Source organism: Microbacterium sp. BH-3-3-3, assembly GCF_001792815.1.
In the GTDB taxonomy this organism is placed as follows: Bacteria; Actinomycetota; Actinomycetes; order Actinomycetales; family Microbacteriaceae; genus Microbacterium.
Window position 1 is genome coordinate 458,335 of sequence record NZ_CP017674.1, and the last position, 16,028, is coordinate 474,362.

The 16,028-nt window shown below is 68.6% G+C and carries 15 protein-coding genes; 2 read left to right on the forward strand and 13 right to left on the reverse strand.

Annotated elements, in window-relative coordinates:
• Window position 1: 1 nt before the first annotated feature.
• The 10 genes from secG to BJP65_RS02230 all read right to left on the reverse strand — a co-directional run bounded on the left by secG (window position 2) and on the right by BJP65_RS02230 (window position 11,823).
• Entirely contained in the window at window positions 2–250 is a 249-nt protein-coding gene (secG, locus tag BJP65_RS02185; protein ID WP_013586744.1) for a preprotein translocase subunit SecG, read from the reverse strand.
• 114 nt (window positions 251–364) lie between these two features.
• Window positions 365–1,183, reverse strand: coding sequence for a triose-phosphate isomerase (tpiA, locus tag BJP65_RS02190; RefSeq protein ID WP_055837733.1), 819 nt, complete (start codon window positions 1,181–1,183; stop codon window positions 365–367).
• Window positions 1,174–2,388 carry a phosphoglycerate kinase gene (gene pgk / locus BJP65_RS02195; protein WP_055837734.1) on the reverse strand — a complete coding sequence of 405 codons (1,215 nt, stop codon included), beginning with the start codon at window positions 2,386–2,388 and terminating at the stop codon, window positions 1,174–1,176. Before pgk ends, tpiA begins: the two co-directional genes overlap by 10 nt.
• 6 nt (window positions 2,389–2,394) lie before the next feature.
• Entirely contained in the window at window positions 2,395–3,405 is a 1,011-nt protein-coding gene (gap, locus tag BJP65_RS02200) for a type I glyceraldehyde-3-phosphate dehydrogenase (protein ID WP_055837737.1), read from the reverse strand.
• A gap of 103 nt (window positions 3,406–3,508) precedes the next feature.
• Window positions 3,509–4,135 (reverse strand): superoxide dismutase, encoded by a 627-nt coding sequence (locus tag BJP65_RS02205; RefSeq protein WP_055837740.1) that lies wholly within the window; start codon window positions 4,133–4,135, stop codon window positions 3,509–3,511.
• A 329-nt stretch (window positions 4,136–4,464) separates the two neighbouring features.
• Window positions 4,465–5,442 carry a DNA-binding protein WhiA gene (gene whiA / locus BJP65_RS02210; RefSeq protein ID WP_055837743.1) on the reverse strand — a complete coding sequence of 326 codons (978 nt, stop codon included), beginning with the start codon at window positions 5,440–5,442 and terminating at the stop codon, window positions 4,465–4,467.
• A 40-nt stretch (window positions 5,443–5,482) separates the two neighbouring features.
• Window positions 5,483–6,361 (reverse strand): RNase adapter RapZ, encoded by an 879-nt coding sequence (gene rapZ, locus BJP65_RS02215; RefSeq protein WP_055940070.1) that lies wholly within the window; start codon window positions 6,359–6,361, stop codon window positions 5,483–5,485.
• Window positions 6,362–6,391: 30 nt separating this feature from the next.
• A complete protein-coding gene (uvrC, locus tag BJP65_RS02220) occupies window positions 6,392–8,317 on the reverse strand; it encodes an excinuclease ABC subunit UvrC (protein WP_055837751.1) in 1,926 nt (641 codons plus the stop codon).
• A 21-nt stretch (window positions 8,318–8,338) separates the two neighbouring features.
• Entirely contained in the window at window positions 8,339–11,308 is a 2,970-nt protein-coding gene (uvrA, locus tag BJP65_RS02225; RefSeq protein ID WP_070408073.1) for an excinuclease ABC subunit UvrA, read from the reverse strand.
• 83 nt (window positions 11,309–11,391) lie between these two features.
• Entirely contained in the window at window positions 11,392–11,823 is a 432-nt protein-coding gene (locus BJP65_RS02230; RefSeq protein ID WP_070408074.1) for a MarR family winged helix-turn-helix transcriptional regulator, read from the reverse strand.
• 33 nt (window positions 11,824–11,856) lie between these two features.
• Between BJP65_RS02230 and BJP65_RS02235 the strand changes: the two genes are divergently transcribed.
• Window positions 11,857–12,093, forward strand: a complete 237-nt coding sequence (locus BJP65_RS02235; protein WP_055837761.1) for a hypothetical protein — start codon at window positions 11,857–11,859, stop codon at window positions 12,091–12,093.
• Between the two features lie 157 nt (window positions 12,094–12,250).
• Here BJP65_RS02235 and BJP65_RS02240 read toward each other — a convergent pair whose 3' ends face one another.
• The 3 genes from BJP65_RS02240 to coaE form a co-directional block, all read right to left on the reverse strand.
• A complete protein-coding gene (locus BJP65_RS02240) occupies window positions 12,251–12,673 on the reverse strand; it encodes a VOC family protein (RefSeq protein ID WP_070408075.1) in 423 nt (140 codons plus the stop codon).
• A gap of 99 nt (window positions 12,674–12,772) precedes the next feature.
• A complete protein-coding gene (gene uvrB / locus BJP65_RS02245) occupies window positions 12,773–14,842 on the reverse strand; it encodes an excinuclease ABC subunit UvrB (RefSeq protein WP_055837767.1) in 2,070 nt (689 codons plus the stop codon).
• Between the two features lie 78 nt (window positions 14,843–14,920).
• A complete protein-coding gene (gene coaE / locus BJP65_RS02250; RefSeq protein ID WP_070408076.1) occupies window positions 14,921–15,523 on the reverse strand; it encodes a dephospho-CoA kinase in 603 nt (200 codons plus the stop codon).
• 116 nt (window positions 15,524–15,639) lie between these two features.
• Here coaE and BJP65_RS02255 point away from each other — a divergent pair, with 116 nt between their 5' ends.
• Window positions 15,640–16,008 (forward strand): response regulator transcription factor, encoded by a 369-nt coding sequence (locus BJP65_RS02255; RefSeq protein WP_055837772.1) that lies wholly within the window; start codon window positions 15,640–15,642, stop codon window positions 16,006–16,008.
• Window positions 16,009–16,028 lie beyond the last annotated feature (20 nt).

Below are 16,028 nucleotides of genomic sequence, written 5' to 3' on the forward strand. Positions count from 1 at the left end.
GTCAGATCTCCGCGAACTTGGTCAGCAGACCGAGGCCGACGATGGTGACGAACCACACCAGCGCGAGCACGATCGTGAATCGGTTGAGGTTGCGTTCCGCCAGGCCCGACGAGCCGAGCGCGGAGCTCATACCGCCGCCGAACATGTCGGACAGACCGCCGCCGCGCCCCTTGTGGAGCAGGATGAGCAGGGTCAGCAGGAGGCTGGTGACTCCCAGGAGCACCTGCAGGACGAACTCGAGAATCTGCACTGTCGAAAGCCTTTCGCGAGCGGCCCAGTCGACCGCACAAGCGTCAAGTATACGGGGAGGCGTGCCGGGCGCACGGATGCCCGCGGCGAAGCGCCGCGGGCATCGGTGAGGGGGTCAGACCCCGACGTGCTTCTGGAAGCGGATGATCGCGGCGAACTCGTCGACGACGAGGCTCGCGCCACCCACCAGGGCGCCGTCCACATCGGGCTCGCGCATGAAGCCGGCGATGTTGCCCGACTTCACCGATCCGCCGTACAGCACACGGGTGCGTGCGGCGGCGTCGGCACCGAGCTTGTCGGCGACGACGGCGCGGAGCTTCGCGCAGACCTCCTGCGCCTGGTCGGGCGTCGCCGCCTGGCCGGAGCCGATGGCCCAGACCGGCTCGTACGCCACGACGATGTCGGCATCGGATGCCACGCCCTCGAGCGCGACCTCGAGCTGACCCACGGGCACGGCGCTGGCGCCGAACTTCTCGAGGTCCTCCGAGGTCTCGCCGACGCAGATGACCGGCACGACGCCGTGGCGCAGAGCCGCCTGCGTCTTGGCCGCGACGACCTCGTCGGTCTCGGCGTGGAACTGACGACGCTCGGAGTGACCGATGATGACGTACCGCGCGTTGAGCTTGGCCAGGAACTGGCCCGAGATCTCACCCGTGTACGCACCGGAGTCGTGTGCCGACAGATCCTGGCCGCCGAGGGCGAACGGGATCTTGTCGGCGTCGAGCAGCGTCTGGACGGTACGCAGGTCGGTGAACGGCGGGAAGACCGCCACCTCGACGCTGCTGTCGTCGTGCTGGGCGTCTTTCAACGTCCAGTGCAGCTTCTGGACGAACGCGACCGCCTGCAGGTGGTCGAGGTTCATCTTCCAGTTGCCTGCGATGAGGGGGGTTCGCCTGTTCTGCGCAGCAGACGATTCCGTGTCGATTACGACCATCCGAGGACCTCCAGTCCGGGGAGCTTCTTGCCTTCGAGGAACTCCAGGCTCGCGCCGCCACCCGTGGAGATGTGGCCGAACTCGTCATCCGAGAATCCGAGTTGACGCACGGCCGCGGCCGAGTCGCCGCCACCGACCACGCTGAGGCCGTCGACCTCGGTGAGAGCGGCAGCGACCGTCTTGGTGCCGGCTTCGAACGCCGCCATCTCGAACACGCCCATGGGGCCGTTCCAGAAGACGGTGCGCGAGGCGCGGATCGCGTCGGCGAAGATCTCCGCCGTGCGCGGGCCGATGTCGAGACCGAGACCCGAGGCGCCGAAGTCGGTGTCCTCGAGTGCGTCCGCGTCGGCGATCACGTGCTCGGCGTCCGCCGAGAACGAGGCCGCGACGACCGCGTCGACCGGGAGGACGATCTCGACGCCGCGCTCCTTCGCCGTGGCGAGGTAGCCCTTCACGGTGTCGATCTGGTCCTTCTCGAGCAGGCTCGAGCCGACCTTGTGCCCTTCGGCGACGAGGAAGGTGAACATCATGCCGCCACCGACGAGGAGCTTGTCGACGCGGGGCAGCAGGTGCTCGATGACGCCGAGCTTGTCGCTGACCTTGGATCCGCCGAGCACGACCGTGTACGGACGCTCCGGGTTCTCGGTCAGGCGGTCGAGGACCTCGAGCTCCTTCTGGATGAGCAGACCCGCGGCCGAGGGCACCAGCTGGGCGAGGTCGTAGACGCTCGCCTGCTTGCGGTGCACGACGCCGAAGCCGTCCGACACGAGCGCGTCGCCGAGTCCGGCGAGTTCCCGTGCGAAGGCCTGGCGCTCGGCTTCGTCCTTCGAGGTCTCGCCCGCGTTGAAGCGGAGGTTCTCGATGACGGCGACCTCGCCGTTCTCGAGCGAGGCCACAGCATCCTGAGCCGACTCGCCGACCGTGTCGCGCGCGAACGCGACCGGCTGGCCGAGCAGCTCGGACAGCCGCTGCGCGACCGGCTCGAGCGAGTACTTCGGGTCGGGCGCGCCGTCGGGGCGGCCCAGGTGCGAGCACACGACCACACGCGCGCCGGCGTTGATCAGTGCGTTGAGAGTCGGAAGCGACGCCCGCACGCGGCCATCGTCCGTGATGATCCCGTCCTTGAGAGGAACGTTGAGATCACAACGGACGATGACGCGCGTGCCGGCGAGCGACCCCAGCGAATCGAGGGTGCGCAGAGCCATGAAGGTTTACAGGCGCTCGGCGACGTACTCGGTGAGGTCGACGAGACGGTTCGAGTAGCCCCACTCGTTGTCGTACCACGACGAGACCTTGACGAGGTTGCCGCTGACGTTGGTCAGCTCGGCGTCGAAGATCGACGAGTGCGGGTTGCCCTGGATGTCGCTCGAGACGATCGGGTCTTCGGTGTACTGCAGGATGCCGTTGAGGCGACCCTCGGCAGCGGCCTTCTTGTAGACCTCGTTGACCTGGTCGACGGTCAGGCCCTCGGTGGGCGTGACGATCGTGAGGTCGACGATCGAGCCGGTGGGAACCGGAACGCGGTACGACGAGCCGCTGAGCTTGCCGTTGAGCTCGGGCAGCACCAGGCCGATGGCCTTGGCGGCACCGGTCGAGGCGGGAACGATGTTGATCGCTGCACCGCGGGCACGACGCAGGTCGCTGTGCGGGCCGTCCTGCAGGTTCTGGTCGGCCGTGTAGGCGTGAGCCGTCATCATGAAGCCGCGCTCGATACCGAAGGCCTCGTTGAAGACCTGGGCGAGAGGAGCGAGGCAGTTCGTGGTGCACGACGCGTTCGAGATGATGACGTCGGTCTCGGGGTTGTACGTCTCTTCGTTGACGCCCATCACGATGGTCGCGTCGTCACCCGTGGCGGGAGCCGAGATGAGGACCTTCTTGGCACCGCCGGTGATGTGCTTCTTGGCGTCTTCGGCCTTGGTGAAGCGGCCGGTGGACTCGATGACGATGTCGACGCCGAGCTCGCCCCAGGGGAGGTTCGCCGGGTCGCGCTCTTCGAAGACCTTGATGGTCTTGTCGCCGACGGTGATGGAGTCTGCGGTGTACGAGACGTCCTCGGCGAGAACGCCGCCGACGGAGTCGTACTTGAGGAGGTGCGCCAGCGACTTGTTGTCGGTGAGGTCGTTCACCGCCACGATTTCGAGGTCGGCACCCTGCGCGAGAGCCGCGCGGAGGTAGTTGCGTCCGATACGGCCGAAGCCGTTGATTCCGATCTTGACGGTCACGGAATATCTCCTGAATCAGTTGTGCGCGAGAAGCGCGTGATTGCGGTGTTCGCTGGCGGACAACGGCGTCCCGGTGAGGTGTCCCACCGGGACGCCGCACCGTTTACGACAGTACCAGCAGACCCGTGGTCTTCTCTCGGGCCGCGGCGAAGCGGTCCTGGGCGTCGGCCCAGTTCGCGATGTTCCAGAACGCCTTCACGTAGTCGGCGCGGACGTTCTTGTAGTCGAGGTAGTAGGCGTGCTCCCACACGTCGAGCAGCAGCAGCGGAACGGTGCCGGCGACGATCTGTCCCTGCTGGTCGAAGAACTGCTGGATCAGCAGGTTCTGACCGATCGAGTCCCAGAACAGACCCGCCCAGCCCGAGCCCTGCACGCCGAGAGCGGCGGCGGTGAACTGCGCGCGGAACGCGTCGAACGAACCGAACTGGTCGTCGATGGCCGACTCGAGATCACCGGTGGGCTTGTCTCCGCCGTGGGGCGAGAGGTTCGTCCAGAAGATCGAGTGGTTGGTGTGGCCGCCGAGGTTGAACGCGAGGTCCTTCTGCAGGCGGTTGATGTTGGCGAAATCGCCCTTCTCGCGCGCGTCGGCGAGGAGCTCGAGGGTGGTGTTCGCGCCGTTGACATAGGTCTGGTGGTGCTTGCTGTGGTGCAGCTCCATGATGGTCGCACTGATGTGCGGCTCCAGCGCCGAGTAGTCGTAGGGCAGTTCGGGCAGCGTGTAGGTCGCCATGTTCTCTACTTCCGATCGGTCGCCGCCGAGGCCTCTTCACCGGGAAGGCGTGCCGAGGAACCGAGCAGCGAGGGTGACGTTTTCATCCTAGTGACGGGTAACGCACGAGCCACGGGGTTGCTTCCCCGCATGACGGAGGATAGATCGCCCGGGCGCGTCGCTCAGCGTGACGAGAAGGCCCCGGATGCCGGACCCGCACGGCGAGAACGGGGCGGCGCAGACGCGGGCTCGGGGCACGCCGACGCGAGCCGCACCCGAGGAGCACGAACGGTCCGCGGGCCCCACCACTCAACCGACGCGTCGACCGCGCGGCATCCGGAGTCGGGGAATCAGTCCTCGGCGCCGACCGGAACCGCGGCCTCGGTGCCGGGGATGCCCTCGACCTCGGCCTTCTTGTCGGCCATCGCCAGCAGACGGCGGATGCGACCGGCCACGGCGTCTTTGGTCAGGGGCGGGTCGGCGTGGTGACCCAGCTCGTCGAGGCTCGCGTCGCGGTGGGCCAGGCGCAGAGCGCCGGCCTGCTGCAGGTGGTCGGGAACCTCGTCGCCGAGGATCTCGAGCGCGCGCTCGACGCGCGCGCACGCGGCGACGGCCGCCTGGGCGGAGCGACGCAGGTTGGCGTCGTCGAAGTTGACGAGACGGTTCACGCCCGCGCGCACCTCGCGGCGCTGACGCATCTGGTCCCACTCCCCCGCGGTGCGGCGCGCGCCCATCTCGTACAGGGCGCCCCGAATGGCTTCTCCGTCGCGCACCACGACGCGCGGCACACCGCGCACCTCTCGCGCCTTCGCGGGAATGCCGATGCGGTGCCCCGCGCCGACGAGAGCCATCGCGGCCTCCGACGACGGGCACGAGATCTCGAGCGCCGCCGAGCGGCCGGGGTCGCTCAGGGTGCCGCTCGCCAGGAACGCACCGCGCCAGATGGCGCTGAGGTCGGGACGCGATCCCGTCGTGAGCTTGTTGGGAAGGCCGCGCACGGGGCGACGGCGCTGGTCGAGCAGGCCGGTCTGACGAGCGAGGGTCTCGCCCGCCTCGATGACGCGCACCGCGTAGTGGCCGCCGGTGCGTCCGCCCGACCCCTGCACGTGGTGCAGTTCGGGGCGCACGCCGTACAGCTCCATGAGGTCGCGGGCCACCCGGCGGGCCAGGATGTCGGAGTCGAGTTCGGCCTCGACGGCGACGCGGTTGGCGATGGAGTGCAGACCACCGGAGAAGCGCAGGAGGGCGGTGAGCTCGGCGATCCGCGCGGTCGGGCGCGGGTCGCGGACGGTGATGAGCTCGGCCTTCACGTCGGCGGTCAGGGGCACGGTTCTCCTCGGGTGGGGGCAGCGGGGACGACGGTACAGCCTACTCGCGACCGAGGTCGCGGTGAGCCACACGCACGGCCACCCCGGGCACATCGGAAAGACGTGCAGCGAGTTCACGGGCCATGACGACCGACCGGTGCTTGCCGCCCGTGCAGCCGATCGCCACCACCGAGTGACGCTTGTTCTCGCGCTGGTAGCCCTCGAGCACGGGGTTCAACGCCGCGGCGTACGCGCCGAGGAACTCCGCCGCCCCCTCCTGCCCGAGCACGTACTCCCGCACGCGCGGGTCTTCGCCCGTGAGAGCGCGCAGGTCTTCGTTCCAGAACGGGTTCGGCAGGAAGCGCATGTCGGCGACGAGGTCGACGTCGGGGGGCAGCCCGTACTTGAACCCGAAGCTCATGAGCGTCACCGTGTGGCGTGCAGCGCCCTCATCGCCGAAGAGGGCGACCGTGCGCAGCGACAGCTGGTGCACGTTCAGCGACGAGGTGTCGATCACGACGTCGGCGGCCTCCCGCACGGGTGCGAGACGTTCACGCTCCCGGCGGATGCCGTCGAGGATGGTGCCCTCGCCCTGCAGCGGGTGCGGACGCCGCACGGCTTCGAACCGACGCACCAGCACCGCGTCGCTGGCGTTGAGGAACACCACGCGCACCTGGCGACCCGCCTGCAGACTGCGCATGGCCTCGGGCAGATCGCTGAACAGGCTGCGACCGCGGACGTCGACGACCACCGCGACGCGAGGAACCGCCCCACCGGCGAGCTCGGTGAGCTCGAGCAGCGGACGCAGCATCTGCGGCGGGAGGTTGTCGACGACGTACCAGTCGAGGTCTTCGAGGGCATTGGCCACGGTCGACCGCCCCGCGCCGGACATTCCCGTGACGATCAGCACCTCGCCTGGCTCGTCGCGTGCCGGTTCCATGGGCGATCGCCTCCCGTTGTCGTGTCCAGCCTACCGAGACAGGTGCGTGTGGATGGCCTCGGCCAGTGTCGGCCCGATACCCGGCAGCTCCGTGATCTCGTCGGGCGTGGCGTTCTTCAACGCCGAGACCGACCCGAAGTGGCGCAGCAGCGCCTTGATGCGGGTGTCACCGAGTCCCGGCACCTCGGTGAGCACGCTCGTGATGTCGCGCTTGCGGCGCTTGCGTTGATGCACGATCGCGAACCGATGGGCCTCGTCGCGCAGGCGCTGCAGCAGGTACAGGGCCTCGGAGGTGCGCGGCAGGATCACCGGGTACTCCTCCCCCGGCAGCCACACCTCCTCGAGACGCTTGGCGATCCCGCAGAGCGCGATCTCCTCGTGCCCCGCGTCGGCCAGCGCCCGTGCGGCGGCCGCGACCTGGGGCTGACCGCCGTCGACGACGAGCAGCTGCGGGCGATACGCGAAGCGGGGGCGCTTCCGCGCCGTCACGACGTCGCCGTCGGCCGTGGCCTCTTCGGAGTCGGGCGACGTCACGATCGCGCCGTCAATCGTCTCGGGCTCGATCTCGTCGGGTCGGTCCAGGTACGCCACGCGTCGCGTGAGCACCTGGTACATCGAGTCGGTGTCGTCGGTCGTCTCGGCGACCCCGAACGAGCGGTACTGGTCTTTGCGGGGAAGCCCGTCTTCGAAGACCACCATCGAGGCCACGACGTTGGTCCCCGACAGGTGCGAGATGTCGAAGCACTCGATGCGCAACGGCGCCTCGGTCATGCCGAGCGCCTCCTGCAGGTCGGTGAGAGCCTGCGACCGGGCGACGTAGTCACTCGTGCGCCGCGTCTTGTGCAGCATCAGCGCCTGCTGCGCGTTGAGGGTGGCGGTCTTGAGCAGGTCGGCCTTGCGCCCGCGCTGGGCGACCTGCAGCGTCACCGGGCGGCCGCGCCGCTCGCGCAGCCAGTCCTCGAGCTGCGGGGCGTCGTCGGGCAGCTCGGGAACCATCACCTGGCGCGGGATGTCGGCGGCATCCGCATCGCCGTAGGTGCGCTGCAGCACCTGGTCGACGAGGTCGGCGCCCGAGATGTCGATCTCTTTCTCGATCGTCGTGGCGCGCACACCGCGCACGCGCCCGCCCCGCACGACGAAGTGCTGCACGGTGGCGGCGAGTTCGTCTTCGGCGATGCCGAAGAGATCGGCATCGGTGTCGGGCGCCAGCACCAGGGCGCTCTTGCCCAGCACGGCGTCGATGGCCTGCAGACGGTCCCGGTAGAGGGCGGCGGCCTCGTAGTCCATCGCCGCCGACGCCTCTTTCATGCGGGCGGTGAGCTCGCGCGCGAAACGCTGGTCGCCGCCCGACATGAAGGCGACGAAATCGTCGACCATCGCACGGTGCTCGGCGATGGTGACCTTCATCGAGCAGGGTCCGCCGCAGCGGCCGATCTGCCCGGGGAAGCACGGCCGCCCCGAGGCCATGGCCTTCTTGTACGACGAATCGCTGCAGGTGCGGATCGGGAAGACCTTGATCATCAGGTCGATCGTGTCGTGCACCGCCCACACCTTGGGGTACGGCCCGAAGTACTTCGCCCCGCGGATCTTGGGGTTGCGGGTCACGATCACGCGCGGCGCCTCGTCGGCGAGGGTGATCGCCATGAAGGGGTACGACTTGTCGTCGCGGTAGCGCACGTTGAAGGGCGGATCGAACTCTTTGATCCACATGAACTCGAGCTGCAGCGAGTCGATGTCGCTGGGCACGACCGTCCACTCCACGCTCGCCGCGGTCGTGACCATGCGGCGGGTGCGTTCGTGCAGCGAGTGCAGGGGCGCGAAGTAATTCGACAACCGGGCGCGCAGATTCTTGGCCTTGCCGACGTACAGCACACGGCCCTCGGCATCGCGGAACCGGTAAACCCCCGGGTTGGTGGGGATCTCGCCGGCTTTCGGACGATAGGGCAGGTGCGACATCCGTTCTCGGGATGCCACGGCTCAGCCCGCCGCGCTCACGAGCTCCGGCTCGGCGCGTGCGGCGTCGAGCGCGGCGGCGTTGCGCTGCGTCCCCGTGCGTCCGGACTCCAGCAGCTCGGCCAGGAACGCACCCGTGTGGCTCGCCTCGACCTTCGACACCTGCTCGGGGGTTCCGGTCGCGACGACCATGCCGCCGCCGGAGCCGCCCTCGGGACCGAGGTCGATCACCCAGTCGGAGCTCTTGATCACGTCGAGGTTGTGCTCGATGACGATCACGGTGTTGCCCTTGTCGACGAGGCCGTTGAGCACCTTGAGCAGCAGCGAGACGTCTTCGAAGTGCAGGCCCGTGGTCGGCTCGTCGAGCACGTAGATCGACCGACCGTTGCTCCGGCGCTGCAGCTCGGTCGCGAGCTTCACGCGCTGCGCCTCTCCACCCGACAGGGTCGTGGCCGACTGCCCGAGGCGCACGTAGCCGAGGCCCACGTCGACGAGCGTCTTGAGGTAGCGGTGGATGGCCTGGATGGGCTCGAAGAACTCGGCGGCCTCGGCGATCGGCATCTCGAGCACCTCGGCGATGTTCTTGCCCTTGTAGTGCACCGACAGGGTGTCGCGGTTGTACCGCTTGCCGTGGCAGACCTCGCAGTCGACGTACACGTCGGGCAGGAAGTTCATCTCGATCTTCAGCGTGCCGTCGCCCGAGCAGGCCTCGCAGCGTCCGCCCTTGACGTTGAAGCTGAAGCGCCCGGCCTGGTAGCCGCGCACCTTCGCCTCGGGCGTCTCGCTGAACAGGCTGCGCACGCGGTCGAACACGCCGGTGTAGGTCGCCGGGTTCGAGCGCGGGGTGCGGCCGATGGGCGCCTGATCGACGTGCACGACCTTGTCGAGGTTGTCGAGCCCGGTGACGCGCGTGTGCTTGCCGGGAACGCGGCGGGCACCGTTGAGCTTCGAGGCGAGCACTTCGTACAGGATGCCGTTGACCAGCGTCGACTTGCCGGAGCCGCTGACGCCGGTGACGGCCGTCAGCACCCCGAGCGGGAAGTCGACCGTGACGTTCTGCAGGTTGTTCTCGCGTGCACCGACGACCGTCACCTGACGCTTCTTGTCGATCTTGCGGCGCTTCTTGGGCGCCTCGATCGCGCGGCGTCCCGAGAGGTACGCGCCGGTGAGAGAGTTCTCGTCGGTCAGGAGCCCGGCGAGGGGGCCGGAGTGCACGACATTGCCGCCGTCGACGCCGGCCCGGGGACCGATGTCGACGACCCAGTCGGCCGCGTGGATGGTCTCTTCGTCGTGCTCGACGACGATGAGGGTGTTGCCGAGGTCGCGCAGCGTCTCGAGCGTCTGGATCAGGCGGCGGTTGTCGCGCTGGTGCAGACCGATCGAGGGCTCGTCGAGCACGTAGAGCACGCCGGTGAGGCCGGATCCGATCTGCGTGGCCAGTCGAATGCGCTGCGCCTCGCCGCCTGACAGCGTTCCGGCCGCCCGACCGAGACTGAGGTAGTTGAGGCCGACCTGCAGCAGGAAGTCGAGGCGGGCGCGGATCTCGCGCAGCACGGCGGCGGCGATGGTGGCCTCACGGGCCGTGAGCTTCAGCTTCGAGAAGAACTCCCGGGCGTCGGCGAGGCTCATGCGCGAGGCCGCGGCGATCGACGTGTCGTCGACGAGCACCGCCAGCACCTCGGGCTTGAGACGGTCGCCGTCGCAGACGGCGCAGGGGACCTCGCGCAGGTACTCCGACCACCGCTGACGCTGCGTGTCGGATTCGGCCTGCAGGTACTGCCGCTCGATGTAGGGCACGACGCCCTCGAAGCCCGACGCGTACCGCATCTCACGGCCGTAACGGTTCTTCCACTTGACCGTGACCTTGTAGTTCTCGCCGCGCAGCACGGCCTGCTGCACGTCGTGCGAGAGCTTGCGCCACGGGGTGTCGAGCGAGAAGTCGAGGTCGCGCGCGAGTCCCTCGAGCAGGCGCTCGTAGTACTGGAAAAGCCCCTTGCCCTGCGTGGTCCACGGGAGGATCGCCCCTTCGCGGATCGACAGATCTTCGTCGCCGAGCATGAGGTCGACGTCGACAGACATGCGCGTGCCGAGGCCGGAGCACACCGGGCAGGCGCCGAACGGGGCGTTGAACGAGAAGGTGCGCGGCTCGATCTCGGTCAGCTGCAGCGGGTGGCCGTTCGGGCACGCGAGCTTCTCGGAGAACGACTGCCAGGCGTCGTCGCCCTCTTCGTCGACGAAGTTCACCTGCATGATGCCACCGGCCAGGCCCATGGCCGTCTCGACCGAGTCGGTGACGCGGCTCAGGTTGTCTCCGGATGCCACGAGTCGGTCGACGACGACGGCGATGTCGTGCTTGTAGCTCTTCTTCAGCGTCGGCGGCTCGGCGAGCTGCACGAGGTCACCGTCGACGACGGCGCGGGCGTAGCCCTTCGCACTGAGCTCCTTGAAGAGGTCGACGAACTCGCCCTTCTTCTGCGTGACCACGGGGGCGACGATCTGGTACCGCGTGCGCTCGGGCAGCTCCATGAGCTGATCGGCGATCTGCTGCACGGTCTGACGCTGGATGCGCGCGCCACAGTCGGGGCAGTGAGGGACGCCGATGCGCGCCCACAGCAGACGCATGTAGTCGTGGATCTCGGTGATCGTGCCCACCGTGGATCGCGGATTGCGGTTGGTCGACTTCTGGTCGATCGAGACCGCCGGGCTGAGTCCCTCGATGAAGTCGACGTCGGGCCGGTCGACCTGGCCGAGGAACTGACGTGCGTAGGCGCTCAGGGACTCGACGTAGCGTCGCTGGCCCTCGGCGAAGATCGTGTCGAACGCGAGGCTCGACTTTCCCGAACCGGACAGCCCCGTGAACACGACGAGCGAGTCGCGCGGAATGTCGAGGTCGACGTTCTTCAGGTTGTGGACACGGGCACCCCGAACGCTCAGCTTTCCGCTGGTGCCGGAGTTCGCTGACGACGAGGGAGAGGAAACGGGAACGATGGGCACGTGTTAAGTCTAGGTCGGGCCTCCGACATCGGCCCCGGGTTCGCACCCGGCGCACGGATGTGCATGCCCGCGCCCGGTCTTTTTCAGTCGCGCGGCGAGGCGGCGAAGGGCGCGAGATCATCGCGCAGGGCGACGAGCTGACGCTCGTCGATGCCGACGCGCGCCATGATCTGCGCGGGCACCGCGAGCGCGCGTTCGCGCAGTGCCCGACCCTCGTCCGTCAGGTCGATGTCGAGCACGCGCTCGTCGGTGGCCCGCCGGGTACGCGCGACGCGCCCCTGCGCCTCGAGTCTCTTGACGAGCGGCGAGAGCGTGGCCGGCTCCATGGCGAGTTCGGCAGCGAGGTCGCCGAGCGATCGCGGTGCGCGCTGCCACAGCGCGAGCATGACCAGGTACTGCGGGTGCGTCAGCCCGAGCGGCTCGAGCACGGGGCGATAGATCGACACCACGTTGCGCGCGGCCGTCACGAGCGCGAAGCACACCTGGTTCTCGAGCTTCAGGGGATCGTCCACCACCGCACCTTCCTATTCGTTAGTACACTAAAGATCATGACACGAAAGGATGCCGATCGCCCACCGCTCCGCGAGCGCGTGCGCGAAGCCGGTGGCTGGTACCAGTACCTCAACACGCGCCTCATCAAGGTGGCCGGCCCGGCATCGGTCGGCCCGTACGAGACGACCCCCGAGCCGGTTCGAACCGGTCGGCCGTGCCCGCTCTGCGGGCACGCGATGACGGAGCACTCGGTCGACCGCACCGGCCCGAAGCCCCTGCTGCACTGCCCCTGACCACGTCCCGGTCGTGCGCACGCACGCGCGCGATCGATGCCCGCGGTTCGTGCGCACGCCAGCCGCGGCGCAGCGCTCATCAGCCGCGCGTTGATCCGAGACACAGCGCATGACAGCCGGGCGTGCAGCCGAGGCGCAGCGCACCCCGGCCGCGCCGTCAGCCGAGGCGCGGACGCCCGTTCTCGTCGAGGGGCCATCCCGGATTGACCGCGACCTCCCACGGATGCCCGTCGGGGTCGACGAACACACCCGAGTACCCGCCCCACGGCGTCGGCGCACCGCCACGACCGAGGCGTGCGCCGGCGGCAACGGCGGCGTGCAGGATCGCATCGACCTCGTCGGGCCGCCGGACGTTGTGGGCGAGTGTGATGCCACCCCATCCCCCGGCGTCGTCCACGGCGGAGTCCTCGGCGAGCGACGCGCGGGCCCAGAGCGCCACCACCATGCCCCCGGTGTCGAAGAACGCCACCTCACCCTCGACGGAATCCGCGTGGCGTCTCCACCCGAGGCCCTCGTAGAACTCCAGCGACCGAGCCAGGTCGCGCACGCCCAGCGTGATCAGCGACACCCTCTGCTGCATGAGCCCTCCTGCGTCATCCCCTGCGACGTCATTGCCTGCAACGTCATCGCCTGCCGCATCTCGTGACTCCCCCGACTGCGCGACGATTCTGCGACCGGGTCAGGCGTGACCGGCCCGCTCCATCGCCCGCAGCTCCTTCTTCATGTCCTGCACCTCGTCGCGCAGTCGGCCGGCGAGCTCGAACTTCAGCTCCGCCGCGGCCGCGAGCATCTGCTGCGTCAGATCGGCGATGGTCGACTCGAGCTGGTCGGCACCCTCGGCGGCGATACCGGTCCGCCGCAGCGACGGAGTCGGCGACTTGCCCTTGCCCCCCTTGTCGGTGCGGGCGAGCAGCTTCTTGGTGTCGGAGGCCTCACGGTTGAGCACGTCGGTGATGTCGGCGATCTTCTTGCGCAGCGGCTGCGGGTCGATCCCGTGCTCCAGGTTGTAGGCGACCTGCTTCTCTCGGCGGCGCTCGGTCTCTTCGATGGCCTTCTGCATCGAGTCGGTCATGCGGTCGGCGTACATGTGCACCTCGCCCGACACGTTTCGCGCCGCGCGGCCGATCGTCTGGATGAGCGAGGTGCCACTGCGCAGGAACCCCTCTTTGTCGGCATCCAGAATCGCCACCAGGGAGACCTCGGGAAGGTCGAGCCCCTCGCGCAGGAGGTTGATGCCCACCAGCACGTCGTAGACGCCGGCTCGCAGCTCGGTCAGCAGTTCGACGCGGCGCAGGGTGTCGACGTCGGAGTGCAGGTAGCGCACGCGCACCCCGTGCTCGCCGAGGAAGTCGGTGAGCTCCTCTGCCATCTTCTTGGTCAGGGTCGTCACGAGCACGCGCTCATCGCGTTCGACACGCACCCGGATCTCTTCGAGCAGATCGTCGATCTGCCCCTTCGAGGGCTTCACGATGATCTCGGGATCCACCAGCCCCGTGGGGCGGATGATCTGCTCCACGACACCGTCGGCGATCCCCATCTCGTACCGCCCCGGCGTGGCCGAGAGATACACCGCCTGCCCGATGCGCTCCTTGAACTCGTCCCAGCGGAGCGGTCGGTTGTCCATGGCGCTGGGGAGACGGAAGCCGTGCTCGACGAGCGTGCGCTTGCGCGAGGCGTCGCCCTCGTACATGGCCCCGATCTGCGGAACCGTCACGTGCGACTCGTCGATCACCAGCAGGAAGTCGTCGGGGAAGAAGTCGAGCAGGGTGTGCGGCGGGTCGCCGGGCATGCGGCCGTCCATGTGACGCGAGTAGTTCTCGATCCCGGAGCAGAAGCCCAGCTGCTGCAGCATCTCGAGGTCGAACGTCGTGCGCATGCGTAGCCGCTGCGCCTCGAGCAGCTTGCCCTGGGACTCGAACTCTTTGAGTCGCTCCTCGAGCTCGTGCTCGATGGTGCCGATGGCGCGCTGGACCGTCTCGGTACCGGCCACGTAGTGCGAGGCCGGGAAGATCGGCACGGAGTCCATCTTCTCGATGACGTCGCCCGTGAGCGGGTGCAGCGTGTACAGCGCCTCGATCTCGTCGCCGAACATCTCGATGCGGATGGCGTACTCCTCGTACACCGGGATGATCTCGATCGTGTCGCCGCGCACGCGGAAGTTCCCGCGCGAGAAGTCGACGTCGTTGCGGTTGTACTGCATCGAGATGAACTTGCGGATCAGCGCGTCGCGGTCGTAGCGCTCCCCCACCTGCAACGCGACCATGGCGCGCAGATACTCCTCGGGCGCACCGAGGCCATAGATGCAGGACACCGTCGACACCACGATGACGTCGCGGCGGGACAGGAGGGAGTTGGTGGTTGAGTGCCGCAGACGCTCGACCTCGGCGTTGATCGAGCTGTCCTTCTCGATGAACGTATCGGTCTGCGGGACGTACGCCTCGGGCTGGTAGTAGTCGTAGTAAGACACGAAGTACTCGACGGCGTTGTTGGGCATGAGCTCTCGGAACTCGTTCGCCAGCTGCGCGGCCAGGGTCTTGTTGTGCGCCAGCACCAGGGTGGGGCGCTGCACCTGTTCGACCAGCCACGCCGTCGTGGCCGACTTGCCGGTTCCGGTCGCGCCCAGCAGGACCACGTCGGTCTCGCCGGCGTTGATGCGCGCGGCGAGGTCGGCGATCGCGTGTGGCTGATCGCCGGAGGGGGTGTATTCGCTGATGACCTCGAAGGGGCGAACGGATCGGGTGGCCTGCATGCTTCCAGCGTAGGCGGGGCCTCCGACATCGGGGGCGGGTTGCGTTCGCCCTGGGCGAGCGCGCCGGCGCGATCGCCCTCAGCCGGCCTCGGCCACGCACGCCCAGAGCTCGTCGACCTGGCGGCGCGTGGCATCGAGGTCGGCGGCGGTGTCGATGACCACATCGGCCAGGGCGAGGCGTTCGTCGTCGCTGACCTGCGATGCGATCCGCGCACGCGCGTCGTCCTCGCTCATCCCCCGGGTCTCGACCAGACGCCGCACGCGCACCGCCGCCGGGGCGTGGGCGACGACGACGAGATCCCACTCGTCGCCCGCCCGCGCCTCGGCGAGCAGGGGGACGTCGTAGACGACGACGGCCTCGGGGTCGGCGTCGAGCGCCGCCCGGAAGCGCCGGACCGACTCCGCCCGCACCGCGGGATGCACGATCGCGTTCAACGCGGCCAGTCGATCGGGGTGCCCGAACACGCGAGCACCCAGCGCCGCGCGGTCCAGCGATCCGTCGGCGCGGAGCACCTCGGGGCCGAACTCCGCGGCGATGCCGTCGAGGACCGGGGTCCCCGGCGCCTGCACTTCGCGCACGATCGCGTCGGCGTCGACGACGACGGCGCCCTTGGCGGCGAGAAAACCGGAGATGGTGGACTTGCCCGAGGCGATTCCGCCCGTCAACGCGAGAAGAGGCACGATCCGAGGATGCCATACCTCGGCCCTCGCGCCCGGAGACGTCCCGCGGGCGGAGCGTGGTCTAGCATTCGTCCAGAGGCGGGATCTTCTCCGGCCCCCACCGAGGAAGCACGACGATGACCGACCCGAACATCACGGTGGTGATCGAGGACGACCTCGACATCCGCACGCTGATCGCCGCGGTGCTCGAGAGCGCGGGCTTCGTCGTGCACACGGCCCCGAACGGCTTCGACGGGATCGATCTCGTCCAACGTTACGATCCGGCCGTGACCACGCTCGATGTGAGCATGCCCGGCATCGACGGGTTCGAGACGGCCCGGCGGATCCGCGAGTTCAGCTCCACGAAAATCCTGATGGTGAGTGCCCGCGTCGACGAACTCGAGCAGCTCTCGGGCCGCGATGCCGGCGCCGACGACTACCTCACGAAACCCTTCCGCCCGCGAGAGTTGCGCGAGCTCGTCCAGAAGCTCGTGGCGTCGAGCTGAGCGACGCCGGGCGACGCCCG

Coding starts and splice junctions, on each gene's coding strand:
- tpiA (WP_055837733.1), bottom strand. CDS start 1,183: ATGGTCGTAATCGACACGGAATCGTCTGCTGCGCAGAACAGGCGAACC.
- pgk (WP_055837734.1), bottom strand. CDS start 2,388: ATGGCTCTGCGCACCCTCGATTCGCTGGGGTCGCTCGCCGGCACGCGC.
- BJP65_RS02205 (WP_055837740.1), bottom strand. CDS start 4,135: ATGGCGACCTACACGCTGCCCGAACTGCCCTACGACTACTCGGCGCTG.
- rapZ (WP_055940070.1), bottom strand. CDS start 6,361: ATGGAACCGGCACGCGACGAGCCAGGCGAGGTGCTGATCGTCACGGGA.
- uvrC (WP_055837751.1), bottom strand. CDS start 8,317: ATGTCGCACCTGCCCTATCGTCCGAAAGCCGGCGAGATCCCCACCAAC.
- BJP65_RS02235 (WP_055837761.1), top strand. CDS start 11,857: ATGACACGAAAGGATGCCGATCGCCCACCGCTCCGCGAGCGCGTGCGC.
- BJP65_RS02240 (WP_070408075.1), bottom strand. CDS start 12,673: ATGCAGCAGAGGGTGTCGCTGATCACGCTGGGCGTGCGCGACCTGGCT.
- uvrB (WP_055837767.1), bottom strand. CDS start 14,842: ATGCAGGCCACCCGATCCGTTCGCCCCTTCGAGGTCATCAGCGAATAC.
- BJP65_RS02255 (WP_055837772.1), top strand. CDS start 15,640: ATGACCGACCCGAACATCACGGTGGTGATCGAGGACGACCTCGACATC.